The following is a 12911-nucleotide window of genomic DNA, read 5'->3' on the forward strand; positions in this document are numbered from 1 at the left end:
TTAGACGACTTCTATTTCTTTCGTGGATTGCCCGCCGAATGCTTCGAAATGAATATGGTCTGCTGGAATTCCCAGCTCTTTTAAAATATGAATGATCTCCTGTGTAAACACCGAGGAACCGCATAGATAAAATTGGCCTTTGCCTTCTCCGATTACTGATTGAAGAAATGGACGGTCAATGCGGGAAGCCGCTTTCTCAACAAGTTCACCCTTTCCAAACTGCGCAAATTGTTCGTTACATAGGATGATGCGTCCATAGGAAGCTGAAGCTAGAACGCGTTCAAACTCATTTTCAAAAGCGTTTACATCCTCTAATCGATCTGCATGAATCATCGTGAATGTCTGGCTGTTTTGTGCGGCAGTTTTCACTAAACCAATCATTGGTGTGACACCAGACCCAGCACTGATGAAATAAACAGGCTCTTTTATGTCATCTTGCAAACAGAACATTCCCTGCGGCATACTCACTTGAAGAACGTCCCCTTCTGCCATTTCATCATGCAAAAATGTAGACACATGACCGTCACGCTTCACTGTAATACGGTAATAAGATGGATGATGCTCGTCTGATAAGCTGTATTGTCTGCTGCACATATAGGCTTCTCCTGGCATATCTGTCTGAACCGTAATGTATTGGCCTGCTTTATACATTGGCAGCTCTGATCCATCTTCTGGTACTAAATAAAAAGAGATAAGCGAAGGAGATTCTTGCTTCTTTTTCTTAATCACAAACGGCTTCACATCTGCCCATCCGCCTGTCTGTTTCACATTTTCATCCATCATTTCTGCTTCAATAGTAATGAAAATATTCGCAATGATGTCATATGCAGCTTTCCATGCTAATAAAGTGTCATCTTCTTCTCTTAAACCAAACACCTCTTTCATCGCTTCAATCAGGTGATATCCGACAATTGGGTACTGCTCTTTTTTGACCATGACACTGACATGCTTATGGGCAATTTGTTTGACCGCAGGAAGTAATTCCTCTAATCGATCAATGTGCAGTGCAGCTTGATATAGTGTCGCAGCAAGTGCCTCTGGCTGACTTCCGTTCATCAGATTTGTTTTATTAAATTGATTGAGCAGCTCCGGGTGCTGGCGAATCATATTTTGATAAAAAACAGTGACAAGTTTGGTTCCCTCGGCTTTTAGTAGAGGAGCTGATTGTTTTATTGCATTCATTTGATCTTTAGATAACATCGTCATTCCTTCTTTCAAAAGAAGTATTTTAAATACATCTTTATCGTAATGGATGACAGTCTCTAAAAGCAATATTTATAATACATGTTTTAAATGTTGTCACATTTTACACTTTCTCGAACAGTTTTTGTCTAAAATGTGTTACGATGATACAAAACTCTATTAGGTTTAGAGGTCGTCAAAATGAAACTTACGAATTACACAGATTTCTCATTAAGGGTACTCATTTATTTAGCTTCGAGAGAAAATAATGAACTGTCAAATATTCAGCAGATCGCCGATGTTTATGGCATTTCTAAAAATCATCTGACGAAGGTGATTTATCATCTTGGAAAACGCGGGTATGTGGAAACGATTCGCGGAAGAAATGGCGGGATCAGGCTTGGAAAAAGCCCAGAAAGCATTAATATTGGAGAGGTTGTCCGTTATACAGAGGATGATTTAGTCATGGTTGAATGCTTTGATCCAAAGAAAAACAGCTGCATCATCTCCCCAATTTGTTCATTAAAGCATGTACTTCATGAAGCACTCACTGCTTATTTAAGCGTTCTAGACCGATACACACTAAACGATTTAACACAAAACAAAGATGCTCTTAGAGAGCTCCTGCTTTAAGGCGAAAGAATTTATTCTTTCGTCTTTTTCTTTACCTTCTTGTAATAATAATTTATTTAAAATTATTATAAATAAATATTGACTATCATGTTTGATTCAATATAATTAGGGTATATAGATTGCTAGAAAACACTTTTTTGTTTACAGGAGGAGAAAAGAATGACAAATTCAAATCATAAAAATTTGACAACGAACCAAGGCGTGCCTGTTGGCGATAACCAAAACTCTAGAACAGCTGGTCACCGCGGACCTACCTTTCTTGATGATTACCATTTGATTGAAAAACTCGCACACTTTGATCGTGAACGTATTCCAGAGCGCGTCGTTCATGCAAGAGGCGCCGGCGCTTACGGTGTGTTTGAAGTAGAAAACAGCATGGAGAAACATACAAAAGCAGCCTTCTTAAGTGAAGAAGGAAAACAAACAGACGTTTTTGTTCGCTTCTCTACCGTTATTCATCCGAAAGGTTCACCTGAAACATTGCGTGACCCGCGCGGCTTTGCTGTCAAATTTTATACAGAAGAAGGCAACTATGATCTCGTTGGTAACAACTTGCCGATCTTCTTTATTCGTGATGCATTGAAATTCCCTGATATGGTTCACTCTCTCAAGCCAGATCCTGTAACCAATATTCAAGATCCTGACCGTTATTGGGATTTTATGACCTTAACGCCTGAATCCACTCATATGCTCACATGGCTTTTCTCTGACGAAGGAATTCCTGCAAGCTACGCTGAAATGCGCGGTTCTGGTGTGCATACATTTAGATGGGTGAACAAATACGGCGAAGCAAAATATGTGAAATATCACTGGAGACCTTCTGAAGGTATTCGCAACTTATCTATGGAAGAAGCAGCGGAAATTCAAGCAAACGATTTCCAGCATGCGACAAGAGATTTATATGACCGCATTGAAAAAGGCAACTTCCCAGCATGGGACTTATATGTTCAGCTTATGCCGCTTAGCGATTATGATGACCTTGATTATGATCCATGTGACCCAACAAAAACATGGAGCGAGGAAGATTACCCGCTTCAAAAAGTAGGACGCATGACACTCAACCGCAATCCTGATAACTTCTTTGCTGAAACAGAACAGTCTGCTTTCACGCCAAGTGCATTTGTTCCAGGAATTGAGGCATCCGAAGATAAACTGCTTCAAGGCCGTCTGTTCTCATATCCTGATACGCAGCGCCACCGTCTTGGTGCGAACTACATGCGCATTCCGGTTAACTGCCCTTATGCACCTGTACACAATAACCAGCAGGATGGCTTTATGACAACGACTCGTCCAAGCGGTCATATTAACTATGAACCAAACCGTTATGCCGATCAGCCAAAAGAAAACCCTCACTACAAAGAAAGTGAGCCAGTTCTTCACGGTGACCGTATGGTGAGACAAAAAATTGAAAAACCGAACGATTTCAAACAAGCTGGAGAAAAATATCGAAGCTACTCTGAAGAAGAGAAACAAGCATTGATTAAAAACCTAACAGCTGATTTGAAAGATGTGAATGACCAAACAAAATTACTTGCAATCTGCAACTTCTATCGTGCCGATGAAGATTACGGCCAGCGATTAGCAGATTCACTTGGTGTGGATATTCGCGCTTATCTTCAAGGTAGCATGAAGTAATTCCATTTCGAAAAAAATTGTTGGACAAAGGGCTAAAATGATCTTTATTTTAGCCCTTTTTCTTTTTTGACTGAACGCCTCAAGCACCCTTTACAAAAAAAGGGGCTTTTTTATAATCGAAACACGTTAATACTAATCAAATGACCGGTCACCGGATGAAAATAAATTTCTGCATGTGCGGCAAAGCGAGTTGATCCTTCCTTTACAGTGACGCGAAACACATCTTTTGTCTGCTCATCATTCACTTCTGTCCGGCCAATGTAATGATAATCATTTAAAGCGGCACCTTTATATTCATCTTTAAACGCTGTGTACGCAAGTCTTTCCCAATTTTCAAACGGCTGCACCGCTGCTTTTGATGCAGGATGAATCATCAAACTGCCAAGCAAAACGATTCCTGCTGCAATAAGCATCCACCATTTCGGCTGCATAATATCATTGATCTCACTTTCATATATGTTTTGTTTAGGTTTAGCTGGCCGGTCCTTTTTCATACATGAAGCAATTATTCAGCCTATAATTCCCGGTACACGATTGATGCGGACACCAACTTTTCCCCTGAAAAAGTCGATATGATCCGAGCAAACTAATGAGGACTTCTCAAGGGAAAGGAGAAGGTTTAATGAATGTGGCGGATTATGATAAAGCACTTTATTATACGCATCGCTCGCAATGGGATAATTTACTTATTCTTATGGTACGTACGCAAGATGATTTGCTCTCGAAACGTATTGAGCATTTCTTACATGCGTATCAATTTAACCGGAACGATGCAGATGTTGAAAAATGTTTATATGGGCTCCTGCAGTACATTGACCATGCTTCAGAGGCTGCTGCTGCTGAAGTTTATTCACAACCGATGTACACATAAAGAAAAAGGGCTAAAATGAATTTTTTTAGCCCTTCCCTTTTCCATACAATTAGCAGTGCGCAGTGATGGGAAACATAAAGTGGCTGATATGAAATAGACGGAAGCGTTAGAGATAATGTATGGATCCCAAGCTTATTAAAGCTCTAATTTGTCATCACTTACTAATTCATATGCCTCCACTTGATCCCCTCCGATTTTACATTCACCTTTGATTGACCAGCTCATCACCTCCTTTAAAATAAAAAAAGACTTGATGAGCATACTCTCATCAAGTCTTTTATTTGTTTTTCTATTAGAAATTAGGCTGTTTATGCTTCTCTTTTTACGCAAAAGGGCACGTCAAATAACCAACATCTGTGGTCTTTTTTATTCAATTCACTGAATTGAATGTGCGCTTAAAAGTTTTAGTCTGTCATAGCAGCTCTTTTGGCTGATTTTTTTGATAATCCACTGCATACAGAGCCGCTTGGGTTCGATCTGCCAGCTCTAATTTTGATAATACATGGGATACGTGCGTTTTGACAGTCTTTTCAGAAATAAACAGCGATGAGGCAATTTCTTTGTTGCTTTTGCCTTTTGCAATCTCAAATAAGACATCTCGCTCTCTATTGGTGAGCTCTTTCATCAATGCCCATTTCTGCTCTTTTGGCTCTGTCAGATGCTGCACAAGAAAGGTCGTGATATGACCATCTAACTGATAGGTGCCATTTTGCACTTCAATCATGGTCGAAAGCAGCTTTTCTGGTGCTACATCCTTTAATTGATAGGCCTTCGCCCCTGCTTGAATGGCGGGAATGACATAATCTTTATCCGCATAGCTTGTCAGGATCACAATGCGGGAGTCCGGCATTTCCAGCGTCATTTGTTTCGTTGCCTCAATGCCATTCATGACAGGCATAGACAAATCCATTAAGACAATGTCAGGCCGGGTTTCTCTGACAACCTCTAATGCCTCTTGCCCATTGGACGCCTCACCAACGATGTCCACATCAGACTGTGTCTGCAAGAAAAACACAAGCCCTTTTCTCACAATATGATGATCATCTGCAATGACAACTCTCATGACGATCCCTTCCTTTCTTGTGAAAATGGCACTTTTACATGAATCGTAGTTCCTTTACCTAACTCTGAATGGATACAAAATGTACCATCTGCTCTTCGGATGCGGTCAGACATCCCTTTCAGCCCAAGTGAAGGAAGGCTCATCTGCTCGTCATATTGAAAACCTTTTCCGTGGTCAATGATTTTCATCTCCAACATGTCTTTTGATTGCTCAAGCTTGACCTCGACTTCTTCTACTTCCGCATGTTTTTGACAGTTATTCAGCGCTTCTTGACATACCCGAAACAAAGTTTCATTGTGAGAATGATCCATTTCTATACAGCCTGATAAAGATAAAGTGCAGCGTAATCCTAAAAGCTGTGCATACTCTTCAATTGCTGTCGTAAACCCCTTTTCAAGGCCTCTTGGTCTCAGCTGCCAAATGAGTGACCGCATTTCAATCAGAGCGTCTTGTGACAAATGCTGAATAAAATCAATCATTTCCCCTAAATTCTGATCACTTGTCATTTGCCGTGCAGCCTTAGCCGTCAGACTCACAGAGAACAGCATTTGGTTGACAGAATCATGCAAGTCATGTGCGAGCCGGTTTCTTTCTTCCAGAAGTGCGTGCTGCTGTTCATTTTGCACAAGCTTCATCCGCTGAATGGCGGTGCCAATTTGAAGTGCAATGCTTTCAAGCAAATTCAGCTCTTCTTGCGTAAACGTGACTTTTCCTTTTGCCGCCACATTTAATAAGCCGAACGTACGCTTACACGCTTTTAGCGGTACGGTCGCATGATGAGTAATTCCTTCTGTATCCCCAAGCTTTTCTTCTATTGCCGTTTCAATCCGTTTGCAATTAATAATATTGGTGGCTGATTGCAGTGAACCTTTTGTATATCGGTTGATGCAATAACAATCATTTTGACACATGAGCTGCTTTTGATGCTTTGCAAGTGCTTCAGGTAAGGAAACCTCTGCCATCAGTTCATATGACCCGTCTTTTTCTATAAAATAAATCCATGCTGAATGAAAGCCTGTGACATCCATCAGCATATGGAGCACTTCATGGAGCGTTTCTTTCATTTCCATGCCTTCATTAAGCTTTTCAGCAATTTCTTTTAACATTTTTAATGTTTCAACCTTCTCTTGGTATTCTCCCATACTGTTTACCCCCGGCATTTGCAGCCTTCACTTATTATTACGCTCATTATACCATGAGCCCCCTCGTCGCTCTTTCTCCAGAAGAATGATTTTTTCTCATCCTTTTGGCTGAGAAAAAGCCATCATGTATTCATACACGACGGCCTTGTCTTTCGTTATTTCGCTGTTTCTTCCACAATATCATAAACGACTTTCATCACTTCTTCTGACAAATGCTTTAGCTTTTCTTCACTATCTGTTAAAGACGTGCCTTTGACTGCAATATAAAATTTCACTTTAGGCTCAGTGCCAGAAGGTCTTAAGCAGAACCACGAACCATCCTCAAGGAAATATTTCAGCACATTTGATGCTGGCAGGTGAATGGTTTCCTCTTTCTTTTCAGCCACGAGTTGTCTTTGACTTGATTGATAATCCTCAATCACTGTGATGCGCTGCCCTGCGATGGCAGCTGGCGGGTTTGTTCTAAAGGTATGAAGGATCGCTGAAATCTGCTCTGCTCCTTCTTTTCCTTTTAAGGTTAACGACTTTAATCCTTCCCGGTAAAATCCAAACTGCTTGAAAATATCGACAAGCGCATCGTACAAGGACTTGCCCTGCTTTTTATAGAAAGCAGCGACTTCAACGGCTAAAAGTGCCGCTTGCACCGCATCTTTATCTCGGGCAAAGTCACCGATCAAATAGCCATAGCTCTCTTCATAACCGAATTGAAACGTGTATTCTCCGCTCTTTTCAAACTGCTTAATTTTTTCTCCAATAAATTTAAAGCCTGTGAGTGTGTCTATCGTGTCGGCACCAAAAGCTGATGCTACAGCGCGCCCAAGCTCACTTGTAACAATGGTTTTCATCACAACGGGACGAGGCGGCAGCTGACCCATCTTTTGTTTTTCAGACAATAAATAATGAAGCAGCAGAGCGCCTGTTTGGTTGCCTGTTAAGACGGTAAATTCTCCTTCATGATCTCTGACCGCAATGCCTAACCTGTCAGCATCTGGGTCTGTGGCAATGAGGATATCGGCATTTTGTTTTTCACCAAGCTTGATGGCGTACTCAAATGCTGCATGCTCCTCTGGATTCGGCGAGGTCACTGTTGAGAATTGTGGATCTGGTTTTTCCTGCTCAGGCACAACAGTGACATGCTGATATCCAAGAGCCTGCAGCCCGTTTCTGACAGGGTGATTGGCTGTCCCATGAAGCGGAGTAAACACGACTTTGACATCGACCTCATGTGCCAGCTCAGGGTGCACACTAATGGTTTTTAATTTTTCAATATAAGCATGGTCGATTTCTTCTCCGATTATTTTGATCAGCCCTTGCTGTTTCAACGTTTCTTCAGAATCAACTGAAATCGACAGTTCATTTTCAATTGCATCTACTTCTTGAATGACTTGATCTGCTTCAAATGGAGGCAGCTGCCCGCCATCTTCACCATACACTTTATAGCCATTATATTCTGGTGGATTATGACTTGCTGTCACGACGATTCCAGCAAATGCATGCAGCTCACGAACCGCAAAGGAGAGCTCTGGTGTCGGACGCAATTCATCAAATACATACGTTTGAATGCCTTGTGAAGCAAGTGTTTTGGCTGCTTCCATCGCAAATTCAGGCGATTTATGGCGTGAATCATATGCAATGGCGACGCCTCTATTTTTTGCATCCTCTCCATGTTTCGCAATATACGCAGCAAGACCTGCTGATGCTTTACGAACAGTGTACACATTCATTCGGTTCGTGCCTGCACCAATCTCACCGCGCATTCCTCCAGTGCCGAACTCAAGGTTTTTGTAGAAACAGTCTTCAAGTGCCTGGTGGTCATCTTGATGCGTCTCCAGCCATTCCTTTAGTTCAGTATCCAGGTGCTTCTCATTGATCCATCGCTCATAATTCGTCTTCCAACTCATGGTCGTCCTCCCCAGCTCTTATCATCAATAAAATAACATCTACTGTTATTTTATATGGAATCATCCTTTATGTCATGCTATATCATTAGCAGTTGGAAAAAATGTTGCACAAATAAAAAAAGCCGATACATGATCGGCTTTCAGATTGTTGACAAAGGGCTAAAATGATCTTGCTTTAACCCTTTGTCTTCTTTTTATTCAGCATCAAGCGGTACGACTGCTTCATGGAATAGTTGATCTAATTCTGTTTGATGTTTCTGTTTTGCTGCTTCATCCCAGCCAAAACGCTCTGCCATGTAGTCAACAACAGGCTGTGCGTATTTTTTTGCCCAATTGATATTAAATAATAGGCTTCCTGTTCTTCTTAAAAAGAAATCAACAGGTGTTACAGCTAGTTCTTCTTCGATCGCATAGACAAGCTCTGCCAGCACATATGCTGGAATGTTTCGTTTGTCTGCTTCCCCTTGAAGCTGCTCTACTCGTTTGTAGACACTGCTGACGTTTGAACCATATTTTTCAGCTAGTTTTTGTGCAATCGGTTCTGTTAAACCAACAGATGCGCCTTCTGCTGTTTTCGCTTGAACAAAGGCTGCCATGTTTTTAGATCCGCCTACATGGCCGCCTGAGATTGGCATATGTTTTGTTTTACATGGTCCGTAATCTTTGCCCGTTTCCTGTTTCAATCCATCACGTACTAGATCGACAATATGCTCAGCCATTTTACGGTAGCCTGTTAATTTACCACCAGCAATGGTGATTAAGCCTGAAGATGATGTCCACACTTCATCCTTACGAGAAATTTCTGAAGGGTCTTTGCCCTCTTCATGAATGAGCGGACGAAGACCGGCCCAGTTGGATTCTACATCTTTTTCTGTAATATTGAGGTCAGGGAACATGTACTGAATCGCTTGGATGACATAGTCACGATCGGCTTTTGTCATACGCGGGTGTTCCAGCTGTTTTTTGTACACTGTATCTGTTGTTCCAACGTACGTTTTGCCTTCTCTTGGAATGGCAAAGACCATACGTTTATCAGGCGTGTCAAAGTAAATCGCTTGTTTTAATGGGAAGACCGATTGGTCAAATACTAAGTGAATTCCTTTTGTATGCTGTAAGTGTTTTCCTTCTTTTGAGTGGTCCTTGTCTCTCAGCTGATCTACCCATGGACCTGTCGCGTTGACGATCTTCTTCGCATACACATCATATGTTTTCTGCGTCATGACATCTTCAATGACAACACCAACCACTTTGCCTTTATCATAAATAAATTCTTTTACTTTCGCATAGTTGACCGCTTCCGCTCCGAATTTCACAGCCTCTTTCATGACTTCAATTGTGAGGCGTGCATCATCTGTACGGTATTCAACATAGTAGCCGCCGCCTTTTAAGCCGTCCTTTTTGACAAGCGGTTCTTTTTCAAGTGTTTCTTTCGCACTTAGCATGCTTCTGCGTTCGCTATGCTTTACGCCAGCTAAAAAGTCATACACTCTAAGTCCAATAGAGGTTGAAAACTTACCAAATGTCCCGCCTTTATGCATCGGAAGAAGCATCCATTCTGGCGTTGTCACATGAGGACCATTTTCGTATACAATGGCACGCTCTTTACCGACCTCTGCGACCATTTTCACTTCAAATTGTTTTAAATAACGAAGTCCGCCGTGCACTAGTTTCGTTGAGCGGCTAGACGTACCTGCTGCGAAATCCTGCATTTCTGCAAGACCGACACGCATTCCGCGTGAAGCCGCGTCAAGTGCTGTACCAGCGCCTGTTATACCCCCACCAATGATAAACACATCATATGGTTTTTTTGTCATTTCCTGCAGCATTTGTTCTCTTTCTAAGCTAGAAAAAGTCATCTCTTGTTCCTCCCATGTTGTACGGTAAAGAAAAAGAGACCGCAAACACCCAAAGCGTATTTCTACACTTCGGTGCCTGCGGTCTCTCCAGTTCTCCAACCGTTCTATTAACTTACTTGAAGTATACCATACTTTTGGTTTATTTGAAAGCTTGAGCTGCTTTTACAGCCTTTTTCCACCCGCTGTATAACGAGTCACGGCTGTCCTCTTCCATTTTAGGGTCAAAGCGCTTGTCAAGGTTCCATTGTTTTGCAATGTCTGAACGGTCGTTCCAGAAGCCAACTGCTATTCCCGCAAGATAGGCCGCACCGAGTGCCGTCGTTTCATTAATTTCTGGACGCTCTACTGGTACATCCAGCAAATCACTTTGGAAGCCCATTAAGAAATCATTCTTTACAGCTCCGCCATCCACACGCAAAGTTTTTAATGAGATGTTTGAATCCTTTTCCATCGCATCTAAAACATCCTTCGTTTGATAAGCAAGTGATTCTAACGTTGCACGGACAAAGTGCTCTTTAGAAGTACCGCGTGTTAATCCGAATACAGCGCCTCTGACATCACTGTCCCAGTATGGTGTGCCTAGACCAACAAATGCTGGAACGACATATACGCCATCTGTTGACTCAACGCGCTCCGCATAGGCTTCGCTGTCTTTTGAGTCTTTAAACATTCTCAGTCCATCGCGCAGCCACTGAATCGCTGAACCAGCTACGAAAATACTTCCTTCTAAAGCATATTCAACTTTACCGTCAATGCCCCATGCAATTGTTGTTAATAAACCATGATCCGACTTAATTGCTTTTTCCCCTGTATTCATCAACATGAAACATCCTGTGCCATACGTGTTCTTCGCCATTCCTTCTTCAAAGCAAGCCTGACCGAATAGTGCAGACTGCTGGTCTCCCGCCGCTCCTGCAATCGGGATATTTCTGCCGAAGAAGTGATAGTCTGTTGTTTCACCATAGATGTGTGAAGATGGTTTCACCTCTGGAAGCATAGAAGCAGGTACGCCAAGGATCTCAAGTAGTTCTTCATCCCATTTCAGATCGTAAATGTTGAACATTAACGTTCTTGACGCGTTGGAGTAATCTGTGACGTGTGATTGACCGCCTGTCATCTTCCAAATGAGCCATGTATCAATTGTGCCAAACAGCAAGTCGCCATTTTCTGCTTTCTCACGAGCACCTTCTACATTGTCTAAAATCCATTTTACTTTTGTCCCTGAGAAATAAGCATCAATGAGAAGACCTGTTTTATTTCTAAACGTTTCATTGTGTCCTTCCGCTTTTAACTCTTCACAAATGCCAGACGTTTGTCTAGACTGCCAAACAATTGCATTATAAACGGGTGCGCCTGTATGTTTATCCCAAACAACAGCTGTCTCACGCTGGTTCGTAATTCCGATACCGGCGATTTGATCTGCTTCAATGCCTGATTCAATTAAAGCAGTTGAAATGACGGATAGAACAGAGCTCCAAATTTCATTTGCATTATGTTCTACCCAGCCTGGGTTCGGAAAATATTGATTAAATTCCTTCTGAGCTGTATGTGCAATTTTGCCTTCTTGATCAAATAAGATCGCTCTTGAACTTGTTGTCCCTTGATCTAAAGCGAGAATATATTTTTCTTTTGCCATGGTGTTTTCCTCCCCTTACATACTTTCATTTACAGCATTTGTTTGATTTTTCGTAGAGACATAGAGTCCTAACAATACCACAATTAAAATAACGCTTACAATCCAAAAGGCTGGTGTGATGTTCGCTTTAAAAGCTGCATTGTAGAAAACACCGCCAAATGCGCCGCCTAAAATTGGACCAACGACTGGCACCCAAGCATACTTCCAATTCGATGGACCTTTACCTGGAATCGGCAGAATCGCATGTGCAATTCTCGGACCTAAATCACGTGCAGGATTAATTGCATAACCAGTGGTTCCACCTAAAGAAAGACCAATTGCAACAATTAAGAATCCAACAATCAGCGGATTGATTCCGTCTGCGAATTTATTTGCACCAATCGCTAAGATTCCTAGAACCAATACAAATGTACCGATGACTTCACTAAGTACGTTTGCAAAAGTATGCGGAATCGCAGGACCAGTTGAGAATACACCCAGCTTTGCACCTGGATCGTCTGTTGCTTTCCAGTGCGGTAAGTAATGTAAAAAGACAATAATAGCTCCTATTAATGCGCCAAGCATTTGGCCGGCAATATACATTGGTACATCAGCCCAAGGAAAACTTCCTTCTAGCGCAAGCCCAATTGTTAGTGCTGGATTCAAATGTGCTCCGCTGATTCCACCTGTTGCATAAGCTGCTATGGCTACTGCAAATCCCCATCCGAAAGCGATTACAATCCAGCCGGACTGATATGCGAGCGATTTCTTTAAATTGACTGCCGCACATACACCGCCTCCAAAAATAATGAGAAGCATTGTACCTACGACTTCACCCCAAAATGGTGTCATGAAAATTCCTCCTCTGGTTCAGTTGCCATCCCCTATGAATGTGTAAAAAAAGATAAAGAAAAAAGATCCACAACAAACATACTTTACATCAGGGTCATTTGTCACCTAGTAAAGCGCTGTTGTGGATCTCCATTTCTCCATCACATGATATTAACTTAGTG

At 41.9% G+C, this 12911-nt stretch carries 11 protein-coding genes; 3 read left to right on the plus strand and 8 right to left on the minus strand.

The window, feature by feature from the left end; translation table 11 throughout:
- Positions 1-1200 (minus strand): globin domain-containing protein, encoded by a 1200-nt coding sequence (locus EV579_RS04695; protein ID WP_133744035.1) that lies wholly within the window; start codon positions 1198-1200, stop codon positions 1-3.
- Between the two features lie 183 nt (positions 1201-1383).
- Between EV579_RS04695 and EV579_RS04700 the strand changes: the two genes are divergently transcribed.
- Entirely contained in the window at positions 1384-1815 is a 432-nt protein-coding gene (locus EV579_RS04700; protein WP_024425294.1) for an Rrf2 family transcriptional regulator, read from the plus strand.
- Between the two features lie 159 nt (positions 1816-1974).
- Complete coding sequence (locus EV579_RS04705) at positions 1975-3450, plus strand: catalase (protein WP_087978765.1); 1476 nt, start codon at positions 1975-1977, stop codon at positions 3448-3450.
- Positions 3451-3560: 110 nt separating this feature from the next.
- Here the strand turns inward: EV579_RS04705 and EV579_RS04710 are convergent, their stop codons facing one another.
- A complete protein-coding gene (locus EV579_RS04710) occupies positions 3561-3881 on the minus strand; it encodes a YqzG/YhdC family protein (protein ID WP_024425296.1) in 321 nt (106 codons plus the stop codon).
- A 191-nt stretch (positions 3882-4072) separates the two neighbouring features.
- Here EV579_RS04710 and EV579_RS04715 point away from each other — a divergent pair, with 191 nt between their 5' ends.
- A complete protein-coding gene (locus tag EV579_RS04715; protein WP_024425297.1) occupies positions 4073-4321 on the plus strand; it encodes a YhdB family protein in 249 nt (82 codons plus the stop codon).
- A gap of 412 nt (positions 4322-4733) precedes the next feature.
- Here the strand turns inward: EV579_RS04715 and EV579_RS04720 are convergent, their stop codons facing one another.
- From EV579_RS04720 to EV579_RS04745, 6 genes are all read right to left on the minus strand, one after another.
- Positions 4734-5384 (minus strand): response regulator, encoded by a 651-nt coding sequence (locus EV579_RS04720; protein ID WP_024425298.1) that lies wholly within the window; start codon positions 5382-5384, stop codon positions 4734-4736.
- Positions 5381-6526 carry a GAF domain-containing sensor histidine kinase gene (locus tag EV579_RS04725; RefSeq protein WP_133744036.1) on the minus strand — a complete coding sequence of 382 codons (1146 nt, stop codon included), beginning with the start codon at positions 6524-6526 and terminating at the stop codon, positions 5381-5383. The genes EV579_RS04720 and EV579_RS04725 overlap by 4 nt, the downstream gene beginning before the upstream one ends.
- Positions 6527-6681: 155 nt before the next feature.
- The gene (locus tag EV579_RS04730) at positions 6682-8427 is read right to left on the minus strand and encodes a phospho-sugar mutase (RefSeq protein ID WP_133744037.1); all 1746 of its coding nucleotides are present in this window, start codon (positions 8425-8427) and stop codon (positions 6682-6684) included.
- Positions 8428-8621: 194 nt separating this feature from the next.
- Positions 8622-10283 carry a glycerol-3-phosphate dehydrogenase gene (glpD, locus tag EV579_RS04735; protein ID WP_024426602.1) on the minus strand — a complete coding sequence of 554 codons (1662 nt, stop codon included), beginning with the start codon at positions 10281-10283 and terminating at the stop codon, positions 8622-8624.
- 139 nt (positions 10284-10422) lie between these two features.
- Positions 10423-11919, minus strand: coding sequence for a glycerol kinase GlpK (glpK, locus tag EV579_RS04740; protein WP_073204478.1), 1497 nt, complete (start codon positions 11917-11919; stop codon positions 10423-10425).
- Positions 11920-11934: 15 nt separating this feature from the next.
- Complete coding sequence (locus tag EV579_RS04745; RefSeq protein WP_044333639.1) at positions 11935-12750, minus strand: MIP/aquaporin family protein; 816 nt, start codon at positions 12748-12750, stop codon at positions 11935-11937.
- Between the last annotated feature and the right edge of the window lie 161 nt (positions 12751-12911).

The organism is Bacillus sp. BK450, from assembly GCF_004364885.1.
Lineage (GTDB): Bacteria > Bacillota > Bacilli > Bacillales > Bacillaceae > Bacillus > Bacillus safensis.